The 18,105-nt window shown below is 51.3% G+C and carries 14 protein-coding genes, 2 tRNA genes and 1 other annotated feature; of the genes, 2 read left to right on the top strand and 14 right to left on the bottom strand.

Features of this window, described 5'->3' with window-relative positions:
- Positions 1-111 precede the first annotated feature (111 nt).
- From C1A11_RS13590 to C1A11_RS13575, 4 genes are all read right to left on the bottom strand, one after another.
- On the bottom strand, positions 112-2,736 hold the full coding sequence (locus tag C1A11_RS13590) for a valine--tRNA ligase (RefSeq protein WP_102050978.1): 2,625 nt from the start codon (positions 2,734-2,736) through the stop codon (positions 112-114).
- A 146-nt stretch (positions 2,737-2,882) separates the two neighbouring features.
- Positions 2,883-3,087 (bottom strand) — a binding site (T-box leader).
- 73 nt (positions 3,088-3,160) lie between these two features.
- Positions 3,161-4,237, bottom strand: a complete 1,077-nt coding sequence (locus tag C1A11_RS13585; protein ID WP_102050977.1) for a 6-phosphofructokinase — start codon at positions 4,235-4,237, stop codon at positions 3,161-3,163.
- 237 nt (positions 4,238-4,474) lie between these two features.
- Positions 4,475-4,550 (bottom strand) — tRNA-Pro (locus C1A11_RS13580).
- A gap of 35 nt (positions 4,551-4,585) precedes the next feature.
- Positions 4,586-4,659 (bottom strand) — tRNA-Gln (locus tag C1A11_RS13575).
- Between the two features lie 241 nt (positions 4,660-4,900).
- Here C1A11_RS13575 and C1A11_RS13570 point away from each other — a divergent pair.
- Both C1A11_RS13570 and C1A11_RS13565 read left to right on the top strand, forming a co-directional pair.
- Positions 4,901-5,122: a YdbC family protein gene (locus C1A11_RS13570; RefSeq protein WP_102051104.1), complete on the top strand. Its 222-nt coding sequence runs from the start codon at positions 4,901-4,903 to the stop codon at positions 5,120-5,122.
- A gap of 2 nt (positions 5,123-5,124) precedes the next feature.
- The gene (locus tag C1A11_RS13565; protein ID WP_102050976.1) at positions 5,125-5,709 is read left to right on the top strand and encodes a hydrolase; all 585 of its coding nucleotides are present in this window, start codon (positions 5,125-5,127) and stop codon (positions 5,707-5,709) included.
- 42 nt (positions 5,710-5,751) lie between these two features.
- On the opposite strand, the gene trxA is transcribed toward C1A11_RS13565, so the two are convergent.
- From trxA to C1A11_RS13515, 10 genes are all read right to left on the bottom strand, one after another.
- The gene (gene trxA, locus C1A11_RS13560; protein ID WP_102050975.1) at positions 5,752-6,063 is read right to left on the bottom strand and encodes a thioredoxin; all 312 of its coding nucleotides are present in this window, start codon (positions 6,061-6,063) and stop codon (positions 5,752-5,754) included.
- A 338-nt stretch (positions 6,064-6,401) separates the two neighbouring features.
- Positions 6,402-7,541, bottom strand: a complete 1,140-nt coding sequence (locus C1A11_RS13555) for a coiled-coil domain-containing protein (protein WP_102050974.1) — start codon at positions 7,539-7,541, stop codon at positions 6,402-6,404.
- A gap of 261 nt (positions 7,542-7,802) precedes the next feature.
- Entirely contained in the window at positions 7,803-8,966 is a 1,164-nt protein-coding gene (ftsZ, locus tag C1A11_RS13550; protein WP_102050973.1) for a cell division protein FtsZ, read from the bottom strand.
- Positions 8,967-9,184: 218 nt separating this feature from the next.
- Positions 9,185-10,261 (bottom strand): cell division protein FtsQ/DivIB, encoded by a 1,077-nt coding sequence (locus C1A11_RS13545; RefSeq protein ID WP_180950373.1) that lies wholly within the window; start codon positions 10,259-10,261, stop codon positions 9,185-9,187.
- A 60-nt stretch (positions 10,262-10,321) separates the two neighbouring features.
- Positions 10,322-11,578 carry a UDP-N-acetylglucosamine 1-carboxyvinyltransferase gene (gene murA / locus C1A11_RS13540; protein WP_180950372.1) on the bottom strand — a complete coding sequence of 419 codons (1,257 nt, stop codon included), beginning with the start codon at positions 11,576-11,578 and terminating at the stop codon, positions 10,322-10,324.
- A 130-nt stretch (positions 11,579-11,708) separates the two neighbouring features.
- Positions 11,709-12,887: an undecaprenyldiphospho-muramoylpentapeptide beta-N-acetylglucosaminyltransferase gene (murG, locus tag C1A11_RS13535; protein WP_102050970.1), complete on the bottom strand. Its 1,179-nt coding sequence runs from the start codon at positions 12,885-12,887 to the stop codon at positions 11,709-11,711.
- A 58-nt stretch (positions 12,888-12,945) separates the two neighbouring features.
- Positions 12,946-14,085, bottom strand: a complete 1,140-nt coding sequence (ftsW, locus tag C1A11_RS13530) for a putative lipid II flippase FtsW (RefSeq protein ID WP_102050969.1) — start codon at positions 14,083-14,085, stop codon at positions 12,946-12,948.
- 67 nt (positions 14,086-14,152) lie between these two features.
- Positions 14,153-15,166 carry a phospho-N-acetylmuramoyl-pentapeptide-transferase gene (gene mraY / locus C1A11_RS13525; protein WP_102050968.1) on the bottom strand — a complete coding sequence of 338 codons (1,014 nt, stop codon included), beginning with the start codon at positions 15,164-15,166 and terminating at the stop codon, positions 14,153-14,155.
- Positions 15,167-15,233: 67 nt separating this feature from the next.
- Entirely contained in the window at positions 15,234-16,622 is a 1,389-nt protein-coding gene (locus C1A11_RS13520; protein ID WP_423242028.1) for a UDP-N-acetylmuramoyl-tripeptide--D-alanyl-D-alanine ligase, read from the bottom strand.
- 19 nt (positions 16,623-16,641) lie between these two features.
- Positions 16,642-18,093 carry a UDP-N-acetylmuramoyl-L-alanyl-D-glutamate--2,6-diaminopimelate ligase gene (locus tag C1A11_RS13515; RefSeq protein WP_102050966.1) on the bottom strand — a complete coding sequence of 484 codons (1,452 nt, stop codon included), beginning with the start codon at positions 18,091-18,093 and terminating at the stop codon, positions 16,642-16,644.
- Between the last annotated feature and the right edge of the window lie 12 nt (positions 18,094-18,105).

Genomic DNA, 18,105 nt, shown 5'->3' with positions numbered 1-18,105 from the left:
TCTTTTTCAGTACGTTCTTTCCGCTTGGTTCTATTGCACAAATAAAAAGCACCCCCTGCCGGCAATAAATGCTTTGCAAGGGGTGCTGCTTCATTTATGATTTTTCGCGAATTAAGAAAGTGCCTCGATGCTCTCGAGCACCTTTTTCTTCTTGTCTTCGGCTTTTGCCAGTTTCACGCGCTCGCCTTCTACCACAGCTGCCGGAGCTTTGGCAACAAAGCCCGGATTGTTCAGCTTGCCAGAAAGTGCAGCAATGTCCTTTTCGCAGCCTGCGAGTTCTTTATTCAGACGTGCCAGCTCTTTTTCTTTGTCTACCAGCTCCATCATCGGGATAAACGCACGTGCTGCATCGGTGACGACCTGCACATTGCCGGCGGCATCGCCTTCAAACGCAGCGCCGATGGTAATCTCGTTTGCAAAGGCAAATTTGCTCAGGTAAGCCTCGCCTTTGTTGAAATCGTCAGCATGCTTGGTTTCGATAAAGAGGCGGGTTTTCTTTGCAGGGTGCACGCCCATCTCGGCACGCACAGCACGGATGGCTTTGATAAGCGCAACCAGATTGGTAAAGCCTTCTTCGTCCTGTGCAAAGTGCAGCTCTTCGCGGTACACCGGCCAGTCAGAAACCATGATGCTCTCACCGCTGCCCGGCAGTGCACGGTAAATCTCTTCGGTGATGAACGGCATAAACGGATGCAACAGCTTCAGTGCTTCGGAAAGCACATACACCAGTACACGGCGGGCATTGTCTGCCTGCTTTTCGTCGCCGGAGTTTAAGCGCAGTTTGGCAATCTCGATATACCAGTCGCAGTAAACGTCCCAGATAAAGTCATAGACTTTCTGTGCAGCAAGGCCGAGGTCGTAGTTTTCGATGTTCTCGGTAACTTCTTTGATAACGCTGTTCAAAGACGAAAGCACCCAGCGATCCGAAAGGTCCAGCTCTTCCGGCAGACCCGTTTCCATACCATCACGCAGGTTCATCATCACAAAGCGCGCAGCATTCCAGAGTTTGTTCGCAAAGTTACGGCTGGATTTTACCTTCTCTTCGCTGTAACGGGTATCGTTGCCCGGGGTGGAACCGGTAACCAGCGTAAAGCGCAATGCATCCGCGCCGTACTCTGCAATCACTTCCAGCGGGTCGATGCCGTTGCCCAGGGATTTGGACATCTTGCGGCCCTGTGCATCGCGCACGAGGCCATGGATGAGCACCGTGTCAAACGGTACTTCGCCGGTATGCTCGAGGCTCGAGAAAATCATACGGGCAACCCAGAAGAAGATGATGTCATAACCGGTGACCAATGTGCTGGTCGGGAAGAAATATTTGAAATCCTGGGCATTCTCATCAGGCCAGCCGAGAGTAGAGAACGGCCACAGCGCAGAAGAGAACCAGGTGTCGAGGGTATCCTCATCCTGGCGCATTGCACCGCCGCATTTCGGGCAGGTGTGCACCGCCTTTTTAGAAACAACCACTTCGCCGCAATCTGCACAGTAATATGCCGGGATGCGGTGGCCCCACCACAGCTGACGCGAAATGCACCAGTCTTTGATGTTCTCCATCCAGTGGTAATAGGTTTTATCAAAACGTTCGGGCACAAATTTAACTTTCTGCTCACGAACTGCTTCAATGGCAGGCTTTGCAAGCGGCTCCATCTTTACAAACCACTGTTTGCTCACCATCGGCTCAACGGTGGTACCGCAGCGGTAGCAGGTGCCAACGTTGTGCTTGTAGTCCTCGGTGCGTACCAGATAGCCGCCCTCTTCGAGGTCTTTCAGCATTGCTTTACGTGCTGCATAGCGGTCCATGCCGGCATACTTGCCGCAATCGGCAGTCATGTGGGCATCATCGGTCAAAGTTTTGATGATTTCAAGGTTGTGGCGCAGACCGACTTCAAAGTCGTTCGGGTCGTGTGCCGGGGTGATTTTCACCATGCCGGTGCCGAAATCCATCTCAACATAATCATCAGCAATGATGGGGATTTCACGGTCGGTCAGCGGCAGTTTCAGCATTTTGCCTACTACATCTTTGTAGCGCTCGTCATCCGGGTTAACCGCAACGGCGGTATCACCGAGCATGGTTTCGGGACGGGTGGTTGCTACTTCAATATAGCCGCTGCCATCTGCATACGGATAGCGGATATGCCAGAAGTGGCCGTCCTGCTCCTCATACTCAACCTCGGCGTCCGAGATAGAGGTACAGCAGTTGGGGCACCAGTTAATGATGCGCTCGCCACGGTAGATAAGGCCTTTTTCATACAGCTTGCAGAATACTTCAAGCACTGCCTCGCTGCATTTGTCATCCATGGTAAATGCTTCGCGCTCCCAGTCGCAGGAAGAGCCAAGTTTTTTCAGCTGCTCAATGATGCGGCCGCCGTACTGTTTTTTCCAGTCCCATGCGCGCTCCAAAAAACCATCACGGCCAATATCTGCTTTGGTTACGCCGTCTTCTTTCATTTTCGCAACAATTTTCGCCTCGGTTGCAATCGAAGCATGGTCGGTGCCGGGCACCCACAAAGCACAATAGCCCTGCATACGTTTGGTACGGATAAGAATATCCTGCAGCGTGTTGTCCATCGCGTGGCCCATGTGCAGCTGTCCGGTAATGTTCGGCGGCGGGATTACAATGGTGTAGGGTTTCTTTTTGGAATCTGCCTCGGCGTGGAAATAGTTTTTGTCCAGCCAAAACTCGTAAGTCTTGTCCTCAACCTGAGAAGGATCATACAATTTGTCGAGTTCTTTCATATCGTTACAGTGTCCTTTCCTGTATTGTTTTTTTATCAAATCTCCTCTTTTTTAAGAGGATTGTTGGCTGCAATCGCGCAGTAAGATGCCACCCACTGAAGGATAGGTTGCCCGCGGTATATAAAAAAAGCCCCAAGTGCCGAAGCACTTGGGACGAAATAACCGTGGTACCACCCAAATTGGCAGAATACTCTGCCCACTTAAGTTCCTTAACGCGGAAAGACGGAAACGGCTGATTTCATTCACCGTTTCTGCTCCAAAGCGACCGCGTACTTCTATACCAACCTGCTTTCACCAGCCGCAGGCTCTCTGATGGTTGCCGAAATACGCCCTCTTTTTCTGTGCATTTTGCAATATCAGTATAAGTTTAAACAGATTTTTCTTTTTTGTCAAGCAACCTGTCAAGTTTTTCGAAAGCAAATCGTTATCCCAGCGAAACCCCCATGCTGCGTGCGACCTCCAGCATCGGGCAATCTGCGGGTACCAGCTTGCTCTTGCCTGCAATCTCCTCCAGCGGGTGGTCTACTACTTCGCCGTTCACCATCGCAACTGCAACACCGTAGTGCTCTTCTTCCACCAGCTTTGCCGCATAGGTACCAAACTGGGTCGCTAACACCCGGTCATAGGCAGAAGGGCTGCCGCCGCGCTGAATATGCCCCGGCACCGCAATGCGGGTTTCAAACCCTGTAATACGCTCAATGTCTGCGGCAATACGAGTTGTGGCTGTTTTCAGCCCTCGTTCGGCCCGGTAGGCGGCGCGTTCTTTTTTCTTCATCTTGGCTTCCTGCACATCATAAGCGCCCTCTGCCACAGCAAGAATCGAAAAGGTGCGCCCTTTTTCGTTGCGCCGATCAATCGCTTTTACCACATTGCCAATATCGTAAGGCTGCTCGGGAATCAAAATAATATCCGCGCCGCCTGCAATGCCAGAATACAGCGTTAGCCAACCAGCCTTATTGCCCATCAGCTCGATGACCATAACCCTGCGGTGGCTCGACGCAGTGGTATGAATACGGTCAATTACCTCGGTTGCAATATCCACCGCCGTGTGAAAACCAAAAGTTACATCGGTGCCCCAAATGTCGTTATCTATCGTTTTCGGCAAACCAATCACATTCAGCCCTTCGGAACGCAGCAGGTTTGCCGTTTTATGGGTACCATTGCCACCAAGACAAAGCAGGCAGTCAAGGCCCAGCTTATGATAGGTTTTCTTCATTCGGGCAACTTTGTCGATGCCATCGTCTTCAACCACCTGCATCATTTTAAAAGGGGTGCGCTGGGTACCTAAAATGGTGCCGCCGGTGGTGAGGATGCCGGAAAAATCGCTCTGCTTCATCTCCTGCGCGTCGCCGCTAATCAGCCCCGCATATCCATTGCGGATGCCGACAATTTCAACATCCTCGCCAAACTTTTGGTAAAGCGCCTTGGCTGCGCCGCGAATTGTTGCATTTAGCCCGGGGCAGTCACCACCGGCCGTTAAAATACCCACTCTTCTTCCCATACAATCCCCCCTGTTGGTTCGCACTTTTTGTTTCATAGTAGTCCTGCTGCGTCAGAATGTCAAGCGCGGCCCCACACGCAAAACAAAATCCCATATCTTATTTTTCACCTTTAAAAAACTAAAAGAAAAAGCAGAGCACTTATCGTGCCCCGCTTTCGCCCTTTACAAGCTGTGCCTAGCACCGCCTCTTTAAAATACAAAAAAAAAAACCGCCGTTACAAGAACGGCGGTTTTTTTTGGTCGGAGTAGGGAGACTCGAACTCCCGGCCTCTTGGTCCCGAACCAAGCACGCTACCAGCTGCGCTATACCCCGAAAAAAATGCAGCAGCAAAAGGCTGCTGCATTGCATGGTTGCGGAACTAGGATTCGAACCCAGACAAACAGAGTCAGAGTCTGTCGTGCTACCTTTACACAATTCCGCAAGGTGCTTTATTATTATATCTACACCAATGCATTTTGTCAACACCATTTTTCATTTTTTTTGCAAAAAATCCGATTCTCTTCGGACCTTTCTCTCAAAACAGGCAAGTTGTAAAAACGTGCCTGTTTTTTCTGGCGGGGAAAAGGCTTGCATTTGGTCTGCAAAACACTTAAAATAAGTAAGACCTATACCTCGGTCACTACCGTGGTGTCGATTTAGAAATTAGGATGGTGCATAAAATTATGGCAGAATTCAAGTACGAAGTGGTAGAGCGAATTGCGGTGCTTTCTCAGAGCCCCAACGGTTGGGAGCGTCAACTGAACATGGTAAGCTGGAATGACCGCGAGCCGAAATACGACATTCGCGACTGGTCCCCGGATGGCAGCAAAATGGGTAAGGGCATCAGCCTGTCCCACGACGAGCTGGCAATCCTCAAAGGCCTGCTGAACGATATGGAAATTTAATTATGAACTATAAAGAAGAGTTTATTGCAATCTTCCAAGAACATATTCACCGCGATGGGGCCGAAGCACTGCTGGCCTGGCTGCAAACTACCGATTTTTTTACCGCGCCGGCTTCTACCCGCTTTCACGGAGCCTGCGAGTGTGGTCTTGTCATGCATAGCCTTAACGTTTATAAAGTGCTGTGTGACCGCCACTACACCGAAGGCGAAAATATGGAAAGCTATGCGATTTGCGCGTTGCTGCACGATTTGTGTAAAGCCAATTTTTATAAGCCCGGCTTTCGCAACGTAAAAAATGAGCAGACCGGCGCATGGGAGAAAGTTCCTACTTATACGGTAGCGGACGCATTCCCCTACGGCCATGGTGAAAAGAGCGTTTATCTCATCGAGCGCTTTCTTCGCTTAAAGCCGGCAGAGGCGGTTGCCATTCGCTGGCACATGGGCGGTTTTGATGATTCGGTGCGCGGCGGCAGCTTTGCAATCAGTGAAGCGTACGATAATTATCCCCTCGCCGTAAAATTGCACTTGGCAGACCTTGAAGCAACCTATCTTCTTGAAAAAGGAACCAGCGCGGTACATCGACGCTGATAAAAAACGCTGTGGCGGAAATTCCGTCACAGCGTTTTTGTTTTATAAGCCGAGGTTGCTCATTAGTTTTTGTTTTGGTACAAAGCCCAGGCTTTTGCCTGCCGGCTCGCCGTTTTTAAACAGAATAACGGTCGGGATAGACATTACCCCGTATTTTGCCGCCAGCATGTTGTTGGCATCTACGTCTACTTTGCCAACCACAATAGAATCAGCGTTTTCTTCTGCGATTGTCTCGATCACAGGGCCCAGCATTTTACAAGGGCCGCACCAGGTTGCCCAAAAGTCTACAATTACAGGTTTTGTGTTTTTCAGCACCTGCTCTTCAAAGTTAGCTTCTGTCAGCGTTATTACCATTGTTTACTTCCCCTTTCTTTCAATCAGATAAGAAATTTTCTATTTTATGGAAATTATACCATACCTGTATAGAATCCACAACTCTCTTTTTACAGAATAAGATTAGGGTAACACAGCGTGGCTGTTTTATTCCTATACCGCACAGTACAATCTCACCGTAAAACTTTCAACAGTTTTCCACATCCTTTTATGATTGAGGATTGCAAGTTATGGAAAAGTAAATGCATCAATATTCACGCCCGTTACAATTGCAGTTCTTCACTTTTGGGTGCACTGTGCGCCGCATTATGAAAAAGCACCGGCTTATCTCATAAGCCGGTGCTTTTTATCGGCAATTCTCAGCCGAGCAATCTATTGAGTTTTTCCAGCACAACATCGGAAAGGCTTTTAGCTGCCGACGGTGCGGTATGTGCTATTTTTTGCTGATGTACTACGGGCGGTACCGGCTGAGGCGCTACCGTTGGCACAGCTTCTGCTGAAACAAAACCCGGCACCTTTTGGCCAGCTTCTTCTACCGCCTGCTCAATTTTTCGCGTTGCGGCCCGAAGGCTGTCATAGGCTGTGTCCATTTTGCGCTCTACTTCTGCCAGCTCGCGGCGCAGCGTTTCAATGCTCTCGCCCACTTCGGAAGTTTTGCGCTGCATCTGTTGTTGCTGTTCTTCCGCCTGGCGCTCGGTTTCTTCCCGCAGGTTTACAGCTGCACGGTTTGCATCACATACAATTTTATCGGCATCCAAGCGAGCAGCGCGCAGCGTTGCCGCGGCCTGTACGCTGGCACACTCCAGCAAGCTCTCGCTCTTTTTCTGGGCCGCATGGTACTCTTCCACAATCGGCTGCAACGTTTCTACACGCAGGCTCATCTGGTCTTTTTCTTCGTTGGCCGCTTCCAGCTGTCCCAAAAGGCTTTCTTTTTCTTCCAGCAACGCCTGCAACTCATCCCCTGATTTTTGCTGCTCGCCGTCAAACGTCGCCAGCTTTGCGCAAAGGGCTTCTTTATCCGCCTGTAAGGTTTGCACCTGGGCATTGCGCTGCGCAATTTCCGCACGGCTTTCAGCAAGCTCTGCTTCCACGCTGCGCACGTTAGCAAGCTGCTCTTCCAGCTCTGCCACTTTTTGCTCCAGCCGGGCATGCTCGCCTTTCATAACAGCTTTATCCTGCTCTGCGGTAAAAAGCTTTGCTTTAAACTCAGCAGTTTCCTGCCGCGCTTCTGTCAGCTCTTCGTTCAGCTGCCGTGCACTCTGTTCTTGCTCGGTCAACTTATCACACAGTTCTTTTGTTTTGGTCAGCAGGGTGTTTTTATCCTCCTGCTCATCGGCAAGCTGCTTTTGCAAAGCTTCAATCTGCCCTTGCAGTTCTTGCTGCTGTTCTGCATTTGCCGCAATCATTTCATCTATGTAGGCTAGCACCTCGTTTTTACGAAAGCCGAGCACCGCCGTCGGCAATGTACGCGCTGTGGGTGCAGTTACGGTCCCTTCCACGTGGATACCTCCCTTTTTTGTGGGGTTTAGGCGTCTTTTGCCTTTTTTTCTAGTATAGCATAAAAGCAAGACGAAACAAATGCTTTTTTGTCGACATCCGTTTTTTCACTTTTTCGTGCAAATGCCTTTTTTTTCTTGTATAATCGTTTTGTTTTAGCCAAAAAAGCAAGCAAGGCTTTTCATTCTACCGCTGCAGAAGAAAACCTTGCTTGCTTTTTATCTATTTTTCTTTTTCTCTCTAAGCCTGATGTCCAGCTAAAATCAGCCGCGGTTATTCAGCAGTGCCAGCACATCATCATAATAGCCGGTATCGTCAGAAAAACCTGTGCTGGAAGAAGTCTTAGCCTCGCTCTCGCCGCCAAATGCAAGTTTGCCAAAGCCAGTGGAACCACTGAAGCCAGTGCTTGCAGCGGGGGCACCTGCGGGGGCTGTTGCCTGTGTCGCGCCAGCCGTTGCGCCAGATTCCGGCACATTGTCAAAGCCGGTCGCAATCACCGTAATATGCATCTCATCCGAGAGCGTCTCGTCAAACGCAGCACCCCAGATGATGTTTGCATCGGGATGTGCCGACGAAGTGATCAGCGACGCTGCGGTTTCAACCTCTTCGAGTCCGATATCCGGAGAAGAAGTGATGTTGATGATAACGCCGCGTGCACCGGCAATGCTTGTCTCCAAAAGCGGCGAAGAAATAGCCGCCTGTGCTGCTTCTTCTGCTTTGTTGTGGCCGGTGGCCGATCCAACGCCCATGTGTGCATAGCCCGCATCTTTCATGATGGTGCGTACGTCGGCAAAGTCCAAGTTGATGAAAGCCGGCTGATTAATCAGGCCGGAGATACTCTCAACACCCTGACGCAGCACATTATCTGCTGCTTCAAATGCGTTCAGCAGTGTAATTTTCTCTTCGCTAATCAGTTTAAGCCGCTCGTTGGGGATGACGATCAAGCTGTCGACACGCTCAAGCAGGCCGGAGATACCCTGCTCTGCGGTGTTCATTTTGCGCTTGCCTTCAAACGCAAAGGGCTTCGTGACAATGCCGACAGTAAGAATGCCCATCTCTTTGGCAATATCTGCAACAACAGGGGCTGCGCCGGTGCCGGTGCCGCCGCCCATACCTGCAGTAATAAACACCATCTGTGCACCCTTCAGTGCAGCCGCTACTTCGTCTCGGGTTTCCTCGGCACTGCGCTGGCCAATCTCCGGGTCAGCACCTGCGCCGCGGCCCTTCGTCAATTTTGCACCCAGCTGTACTTTATGAGTCGCCTTAGAAGCGAACAATGCCTGCTGGTCGGTATTCATTGTAATAAATTCGACGCCTTTTAAGCCGGATATGACCATGCGATTTACTGCATTGCCGCCACCGCCGCCCACGCCGATTACCTTGATTGTTGTAATATTTTGCATTTCTACATCCAGAACAAATGCCATTGATAGTCCCCCCAAAGCAATCTTTGTATGATTATTCTTCTGCCTGCCTGCTTGCAAAACCGGCGGCAAAAGTGTTTCTTTATATTACTTCTATAATTGCATAATACTGTAATAAGAGTACCAGATTTTGCACTTCAATTCAATACTTTTCGCAAAATGTCGCAAAAGTCTGCGCTGTATTTCCACACTTTCAACAAATTTTGAAGATTTTCACTCTCTCATGGTCGATAATAGGCAGTGCCTGCATTTGAGGCATCTATCGTACCGCCAGAGCTGTCGGTAAATGTACCGTCTGCGGTTCCCTGCTCCAGTGCTTTGGCCACTACGCTCAGCTTGTAGTCCAGCTGGCTGCTTGTCCCCAGCCGAATTAAAATGCGCCCCGCATAGGTTACGGTAAGCTCATACTCATCGGTCAGGTCCGCTGCTGTTATGGGCAAACCAGATGTTTTTATTTCTGCCAGCAGGGTTTTGAGCAGCGCATCTTTTTCTGCATCACCACTGGTTACCTGCTTGCCCGCCGTTGGCTCGCTTGCAGTATATCCGCTCACCTGAATCAGCCCTTCTTTCGGGGCCGCAGTAAGGTCAAGTATCCGCAGCGAACTGCTGAGCAAAACCCCCTGTGATTCGCTGGTGGGCAGGTACAGCGCTTCCTCTGCCGGTTCCACGAGAAAAACCACTGTTCCGGGCAGCCTACGCCGTACTTTTATAGTTTCCAGATAAGGCAGTTTTTGCTGCATTTCTTCTGCCTTTTCGCTCAACCGAAAGCGAAAAATATTATCGCCTATGGCAAGACCGGAAGCATCAATTAACTGTTGCTCGGTATAAGTACTTTCGCCATTTACCCGGTAAGAGTCAATCGGGAATAAAACGGTGAACGAAAGCGCCAGTCCGACCCCAATAAAAAGCAAAATCAGCACGCTTGCGATAATCCTTTTTTTGCGTCGGGCCCGGCGTGCCGCACTGTGGCTGATGCGCCCCGGCGGCTCTTTGCCTTGCCTTGGTTTTTGCCCGGTATCTTGCACCTGCACCGGTTGTTGCGCCCTTTGTTTGGCCGCTTGTTTTTTTGCGGCTTTCTGCGCCTTTTTCTGTGCTTGGGCCTGGGCTTTTTGTTTGGCTTTCAGCTCTGCCTTTTTTTGTTGTTTCAGCCGCTTTTTCTGCTCTGCAGTCAGCGGCTGGGGTGGTCGTTCGCCACGCTGTACTGCAAGCCTTGCTTCGCGCCGCCGCATCATCTCGGCTTTTTGTTCCGGGGTTAGCGGCAGGCGCTCGCTGCCTTCTTTTTTCTTTTTAGGGGCCAACCGCTTCCCCTCCTCTCTTTTTGGCTGCTTTTGCATGGCAATAAGCAGCTGTTATCCTTGTTATTTCTCCCAGTAAAGCTCTGCGCCAATGCGCCCAAACAACTGGGCAATATCCTCATAGCCGCGAGCAATATACTCGGTTCCAGTAATGCGACTTTTGCCTTGTGCCGCCAGTGCAGCTATCACCAGTGCGGCACCTCCGCGAAGGTCCTGTGAGGCAAGCAGACCACCTTTTAAGCCTGAAATCCCATTGATGTACAGCCGGCTGTTTTGCACGTGTGCCTCAGCACCCAGTCTGCAAAACTCCGCTGCACAAGCAAAACGGTTTTCAAAAATGGTTTCACGAATCATGCTTTCCCCCGTTGCCTGCAATGCTGCCGCCGCAAAAAGCGGGCCCGCATCGGTAGGGAACTCGGGATAAACCCCCGTTGTAACAAATGCAGCATCCGGTCGTTTTTCCATCTGGATGCGCAATACGCCCGGCTCCGGTCGGCAAAGCTCTGCGCCCATCGCAGAAAGCGTATGCAGTACAGCGTTCAAATGGCTGTATCGCACCCCTGTCAAGGTAACATCGCCGCCGCACGCTGCCACGCCAAACAATACAGTTGCCGCGGTAATCCGGTCGGGAATCGGCGTGTGCGCTACGGCTTTCAGCCGCTCTACACCGTCTATTGTCATGCAGGTGCCGCCGGCACCCTGGATGCGGGCACCGCAACGGCGCAAAAAGCGGGCAAGATCAGTAATCTCTGGCTCTTTTGCACAGCCACACAGCACGGTGCGGCCTTTGGCGAATGCGGCTGCCATCATCAGTGTTTCGGTAGCCCCAACGCTGGGGAAAGATAAACAAAAATTTGCACCATGCAACCCTTTGGGCGCGCGGCAGATAATAGTGTTCGGATGGGTCTCGATTTCTGCGCCCATCGCACGCAATCCTTCAATATGGAGATTGATGGGCCTTGCGCCGATACGGCAGCCACCTGGAAACGAAATATGGGCTTCGCCACAACGGTAAAGCAACGGAACAATGTAATAAACGGAAGAACGCATCGCACCGGAAAGTGAATCCGGTACCGAGGGCTTCATCTGATTGCTTGCACATACCAGCACATCGGTGCCCTCTCTGCAGGCACAGGCCCCCACTGCATTTAGCAGCGCAAGACTGGTATCCACATCGCTTAAACATGGTACATCACAAATACGGCTTTCCCCTTCGCAAAGCAGTGCCGCCGCAAGAATCGGCAATACACTGTTTTTGGATCTAGGGATTCGCACACTTCCCTCTAGCCTTCTGCCACCTGTTACAATCAATTCCGCCATTTCCCTGCCTCCTCCTGCATACTCTCCCCACCAGGCTGCCATCAGAGGCTTTCGGTCTGGTCTTGGGAATCTGGCTCATCGTATGCAAAAAAGGCAAAAGTGGTGAATCCGGGAGCTTATTTGGGCTTGCTTAATCTGTTTTTTGCGAATTTGGCTCGTTCTTGTCAGGTACCGGTTCGCTGAGATCAAGCTCTCCACGCATCAGGCGCATCAGGTAAACGTAGATTTTATCAAGGCTGTTCAAATGAGCACAGGCTTTGGCCCGAATGCCCATGTTGCGCAGCGTGGCGCGGTCCGAGGTCAGTTCATCGACCTTTTCGATCAGCAGTTCGCTAGTCAGATCTTTTTCTTCGATCAGCACTGCTGCGCCAGCATTCGCCAGCTCAAGCGCGTTATAGTATTGGTGGTTTTCTGCCACGTTAGGGGAAGGAATCAGAATCGAAGCACGCCCGGCAGCCGCAAGTTCGCTGATGGTAATCGCGCCGCTGCGGCTAATAACAAGGTCTGCTGCCGCAAGATAGCGGGCCATATCGTTGATGTACTCGCTCACCCGCAGATGCGGGTTACCGCTTAGTCCGCGCTCACGGCTTAAAGTGGCAAACAGCTCTTTGCCGTAGCTACCGGTGGCATGCAGATGCGTAAAGTTACGTTCCTTTACATGCCATGCAGCAAGGTCGGCAACCACTTCGTTGATTCGTCTTGCACCAAGGCTACCGCCAAAAGAAAGTAGAACAATCTTGTCCTCCGGGATGCCGAGTGTCTTACGTGCTTCCTCCCGGGTCTGGTGGATAATCTCGCTGCGCACCGGGTTGCCGGTGACAATCGTTTTATGTTGCGCGCCCAGCTTAGACACTGCATCCGGCATTGCTGCAAATACGAGATCTACATGTTTTGCCAGAATTTTGTTGGTCACACCTGGAAAAGCGTTTTGTTCATGCACTGCAGTGCGAATGCCCGCTTTAGAAGCTGCCAGCAGCACCGGCCCGCTGACATAACCACCGGTACCGATGACAAGGTCCGGCTGAAAATCCTTGAGAATCTTTCTGCTTTTCACACCAGACGAAGAAAGGTGCCAAAGCGCCTTTACATTGCGCACAATGTTGTGGGGTGAAATGCTGCGCTGAATGCCCTGCACCTCGATGTGATAAAACGGGTAGCCCTGTTTGGTTACAAGGCCATACTCCATACCTTCGCGGCGGCCCGCAAAGGCGATGACAGCATCGCTTTGACGCTCTTTAATATAGTTTGCGATGGCAAGCGCCGGATTGATATGTCCGGCGGTTCCGCCGGCTGCAATCAAAACACGCATAAACTCACGCTTCCTTTCCCTCAGTGGTTTGCTCTGGCCTTTTGCAAGGCTGTATTTTTTATTCCTTTGGATACCTACATTGTCGACTGACCGACAATACAATCCCCATTTCGCCCAGCAGCATAAGCAACGAGGTACCGCCGTAACTGAAAAATGGCAGGCTGATGCCGGTGTTTGGGATGGTGTTCGTCACAACGGCAATGTTCAGCATTGCCTGAATGGTAACCTGTGCCGTGATGCCAACCACCAGCATCGCGCCAAATTTATCTTTTGCGTAGATGGCAATGGTTGCACCGCGAATCAGCAGTGCTACAAACAGCAGCACCACCAGCATTGCCCCCACAAAACCCAGTTCTTCGCAGATAATGCTGAAAATAAAGTCATTCTGCGGCTCCGGTACATACATGTGTTTTTGACGAGAATTGCCCAGCCCGAGGCCAAACAATCCACCGCTGCCAATCGCATAAAGGCTCTGCACCGTCTGGTGGCCTTTGCCCTGAATATCCATAAACGGGTTCTGCCACATCTCGATACGGGTCATTGCGTATGGCACCAGGTCCGGGAATGCAAGCACCGCGGCAGTAATACCGCCCGCGCCAATGGCACCGCCGATGCCAAACCACTTGAGGCTTGTGCCACCGATAAACATCATAACTGCACCAATGGAGCAGATGAGTATCGTACCGGAAAGATGCGGCTCCAACAGCATTAATACAGCTACCGCACCAAGCACAATGCCAAATGGCAGAACGCCGTAAGAAAAGGTTTTCATCTTATCTGCATTCACCGCTATGATGTTTGCAAACAGCACGATAACGGCAAATTTAGCAACCTCACTGGGCTGAAAGTTGCCCAGGCCGGGGATAAAAATCCATCGTTTCGCACCGTTGAGTTCTGGCATAAACAGTACGATAACCAGCAGCACCATGGTAAGGGCTAACAGCGGCAGTGCCAGCTTGTGGAAAATGTGGTAATCTACCCGCGAAGCTACAAACATGGCAATTACGCCAATCACCGCAAAAAATGCTTGCTGTTTGATGAATTTATAACTGTCATTAAAACGATAGTACGCTGTTGCGTAGGAAGCGGAGAACAGCATGATTAATCCGAATATCACCAGTGTCAAAACCAAAACCATAAACGGCAAATCAATGCTGCCGATGCTTTTTTCCGGTTTGACAAGCTTAACTTTTTTCATGCTTCATCTCCTTTCTTTACTCGCAGGCTCAAATGAGCCTCTGCGCCATACAGCGCATTGATTCACTTTAGCCGAGGTAGAGGTAGATAAAGCCCAAAACCACGCCAACCAGTGTTACCATACTGAACGCCCCGACGATTTTGATTTCGCTCCAATCGCACCGTTCAAAATGGTGATGGATGGGGGTCATTTTAAAGATACGTTTGCCATGGGTCAGTTTAAAGTAAAGCACCTGAATCACAACGCTGCCGGCCTCTGCGATGTAGATGATGCCAAACAGCAAAAGTAGTTCTGGCCGGCCAATGCCGAAGGCCAAAGTTACTACCGCGCCGCCGAGATACATGCTGCCGGTGTCACCCATAAAACATTTGGCGGGGTAGAAGTTCCAACACAAAAAGCCTGCGCAGCCACCTGCTACCGCAGCACCGAAAAGCCCAAGTGCATAGTAGCCAAGCAGTGTTGCCGCTGTCATAAAGCCAAGCATTGCCACAAAAGTAACCGAAGAGGCGAGTCCGTCGATGCCGTCTGTAAGATTAACTGCATTCACCATAAAGATGATGAAGAGATATGCAATCGGGTAAAATGCAAGACCAAAGTCTACTACCCCGAAGATAGGCAGCGAAACGCTGGTGGAAAGCACCCCCAGCAGATGCAGCGAAATAAGGTAAAGTGTGGTGATTGCTACTTGCATGACTACCTTATAGCGAGCCATCAAACCAAGGTTTTGTTTGCGCACGGCTTTCAGATAATCATCGATAAAGCCGACCAGCGAAAATGCAATGGTGGTCAATACCGTTACCGCAAGCAACACCAGCTGATGTACCTCGGTGCTCTGGGCAAGATCCGGCATTGCAATACGCAGCGTTGTGTAGGCAATTACAGTGCCCATCAAGCTGCCCAGAATAAACATAAATCCGCCCATCATCGGGGTGCCTTGCTTTTTATTGTGCCAGGTGGGACCGATCTCTTTAATAGTCTGTCCGCAGTGCAGCCTTTTCAGCCACGGCAGGATAAAAAATCCCGATACCGCCGTAATTGCCATCGAAAGCAATGCGGCAATGATGAGTGATAATCTTGCCATTTTATAAATTCCCCTTTTTCTCACGCCGGCCACCCGGCGGGTCTGTGCATCATTTTCAGTGCACGGTTTATTCGTCTTTCAGCAAATTGTAAAACGCCTCAAAGATCTCTTCAAATTTCATGCCCCGGCTGGCTTTAAACAGCAGGGTATCACCGGCTGTGCATTGCTGTGCAAGCAGCTGGGCTGCGTCTTGTTTGTCGGTGCAGTGGTATACATTTGGTACGCCTGCCGCCTTTGCGCCTTCGGCGATGCGCTCACCCCAAGGGCCATAAGTAACCAGCAGTGTTACGCCGTTTTCTGCGGCAATGGCACCAGCCTCCAAATGGGCCGCTTCCGAAATATCGCCAAGCTCAAGCATATCGCCCAGCACCGCTACCCGTTTGCCGCCACGTTTTGCCGCCAGTGCAGCCAAAGCTTCCAGCCCCGCTCGCATCGAATCCGGGTTTGCATTGTAGCAGTCCTCGATAACCAGCATTCCGTTTTTTTCTACTAGGTGCTGGCGCAGCCCGGTCGTCTGATAGTTTTCCAGCGCAGCTGCGGCACGTGCCGGGTCCAGCCCCTGCCGGGTGGCCAGCGTATAAGCCGCCAGCGCATTATAAATATTATGACGTCCGACCGCCGGAATGAACACCGAAAACTCACCGTTTTGCTTGTCACACAACAGAAATTTTTCGCCCTTGGTGCTGCTTTCGATATTTTGCGCCGTCACCTGTGCAAACCGATCATCAATGCCAAAGGTAACCTTGCGCAAATCTCTGGACACCATTGCTTTTGAGAGCAGGTCGTCGTCCCCGTTTACAACCAGCACACCGCCGGGCGCCATGCCGTCGCAAATCTCCATTTTGGCTTTTAAAATATTCTCTCGGCTGCCCAGATGTTCAATATGGGACACCCCAATGCGGGTGATGATAGCCGCATCCGGCTTAGCCGCCAGCGACAGCTTATGCAAATCCCCCATATGGTCCATGCCCATTTCCACCACTGCGTATTCGGTGGTTTCATCCAGCCGAAACAGTGTGTTGGGCACACCCAGCTCGTTATTCTGGTTGCCCTCGGTTTTCAGTGTTTCGCCAAAAGCCGAGAATACCACGGCGCAAAACTCTTTGGTGGTGGTTTTCCCCACGCTGCCGGTCACACCCAGCACCATCGGGTGGTACTGCGCACGGTAGTTACCGCCGATTTTGATCATCGCGTTCAGGCTGTTTTCCACCAGAGCAGTTTTCTCAGCCGGTACGCCTTCAATGGGATGCTCGGCGACGATGCATAACGCCCCCTGTGCCAGAGCAGTCGCGGCATAATCATGCCCGTCTACCCTTTCGCCCTTGATGGCAACGAATATGGTTCCGGGGCCAGCAGCGCGAGAATCGGTCACAACCGCCTGCACCATTTCGTTTCCGGATACCTTCGCCACCCCAGCGAGCAAAGTTTTGAGCGACAGTGATTTCAAATATATCACATCTTTTCTATTGAATTTGTCAGTTGCCGTCGGAAAGGCCCGCTTCGCGCAGCCAATCCGCGACAATGCGGTGTTCATCGAGATAAATCGTCACACCGTCGATTGCCTGATAATCTTCATGTCCTTTGCCACAAAGCACAAGCAGGTCGCCCTCACCCAGCAGTGCAAGCGCTTTGGTAATTGCCCTGCGGCGCTCCACTTCCACAATATAGGGTTTCCCGCCGGTGCGCAGCACACTTTCCGCATCTTCAAGGATATGATACGGGTTCTCGCTGCGCGGATTGTCAGAGGTCAAAATAATCTCATCGGCGTATTTCAGCGAGGCACGTGCCATCGCATGGCGCTTGGTCGCGTCGCGCTCGCCTGCACAGCCAAACAGCACATACAGCCGTCCCCGCACAAACGGTGCAAGGCCAGAAAGTATCTTTTCAATACCGTCTGCGGTGTGTGCAAAATCACAGATAACGGTGAATTTTTTGCTATAAAGCACCTCACATCGGCCACGCACGCCACTGCTGTTGGTCAAACCTTCGGCCACAATCTCCGGCGCAATGCCAAGGGCAAGTGCCGCGCCGCCAGCGCAAAGCGCATTGTGGGCAGAATAGCTGCCCGGCATCGGGAACTTGACGCGCTGAATAAAATCTCTGCCCACCATTTCAAACTGCACGCCACCGGCACGCAGTTCTACGTTTTTGGCGGTAATCTCCGCCTCATCCAAGCTGGTGGAATAGCGAATCACCTGCTGCTCAGGAATCTCTTTAATCAGCCGCTCACCATATGGGTCATCGAGGTTGATGACCGCCGTTTTGGTCTGGTCAAACAAACTGCGCTTTGCCGCGTAGTAGTTCTCCATGGTTTTATGGTAATCCAGATGGTCTTGCGTCAGATTGGTGAACGCTCCCACCTCAAACTGCAAGCCATAAAGCCGCAGCTGCGCAAGCGCCTGGCTGCTGGCCTCCAGCAAAGCAAAGGTGCAGCCAGCACCTACCATGCGCGAAAACAGCGCATCCAGGTCCCACGGCTCCGGGGTAGTAAACTTTGCGGGAATCTCCATTTTATCCACTTCGCTGCGTATCGTGCCAATCAGCCCGCAGCGGTAGCCCGCGCGCTCTAAAATTTGCTTTAGCACAAAAGTAACGGTGGTTTTGCCGTTGGTACCGGTCACCGCTACCAACCGCAGTTTTTCTGCTGGGCGCCCAAAAAAGTTGTGGCATAAAAGCGCATAAGCTTTCACCGAATCCGGCACTACGACCTCTTTTTCGAGGCCAAGTGGGCGTTCGGTCACCACCAGCGCAGCGCCTTCTTCCAGCGCTGTAGGGGCGTAGTCATGGCTGTCGTACCGGGCGCCTTTGGTGCAGACAAACACCGCTCCCGGTTTCATTTTGCGAGAGTCCCGGATGACCACACTGGCCTCTCCCTCCGGCAACGTGCCGGTATATTGCATCTCGCGAAACAGTTCTGTAAGCTGCATAACGCGCCTCCT

Source organism: Pygmaiobacter massiliensis, assembly GCF_900199435.1.
GTDB classification, from domain to species: domain Bacteria; phylum Bacillota; class Clostridia; order Oscillospirales; family Ruminococcaceae; genus Pygmaiobacter; species Pygmaiobacter massiliensis.
This window is presented reverse-complemented; position numbering and strand designations above follow the sequence as displayed.

Bases quoted from the DNA above. Each gene is read 5' to 3' on its own strand.
- C1A11_RS13590 (WP_102050978.1), bottom strand. From the start codon at position 2,736: ATGAAAGAACTCGACAAATTGTATGATCCTTCTCAGGTTGAGGACAAG.
- C1A11_RS13585 (WP_102050977.1), bottom strand. From the start codon at position 4,237: ATGGGAAGAAGAGTGGGTATTTTAACGGCCGGTGGTGACTGCCCCGGG.
- C1A11_RS13570 (WP_102051104.1), top strand. From the start codon at position 4,901: ATGGCAGAATTCAAGTACGAAGTGGTAGAGCGAATTGCGGTGCTTTCT.
- C1A11_RS13565 (WP_102050976.1), top strand. From the start codon at position 5,125: ATGAACTATAAAGAAGAGTTTATTGCAATCTTCCAAGAACATATTCAC.
- trxA (WP_102050975.1), bottom strand. From the start codon at position 6,063: ATGGTAATAACGCTGACAGAAGCTAACTTTGAAGAGCAGGTGCTGAAA.
- ftsZ (WP_102050973.1), bottom strand. From the start codon at position 8,966: ATGGCATTTGTTCTGGATGTAGAAATGCAAAATATTACAACAATCAAG.
- murA (WP_180950372.1), bottom strand. From the start codon at position 11,578: ATGGCGGAATTGATTGTAACAGGTGGCAGAAGGCTAGAGGGAAGTGTG.
- murG (WP_102050970.1), bottom strand. From the start codon at position 12,887: ATGCGTGTTTTGATTGCAGCCGGCGGAACCGCCGGACATATCAATCCG.
- ftsW (WP_102050969.1), bottom strand. From the start codon at position 14,085: ATGAAAAAAGTTAAGCTTGTCAAACCGGAAAAAAGCATCGGCAGCATT.
- mraY (WP_102050968.1), bottom strand. From the start codon at position 15,166: ATGGCAAGATTATCACTCATCATTGCCGCATTGCTTTCGATGGCAATT.
- C1A11_RS13515 (WP_102050966.1), bottom strand. From the start codon at position 18,093: ATGCAGCTTACAGAACTGTTTCGCGAGATGCAATATACCGGCACGTTG.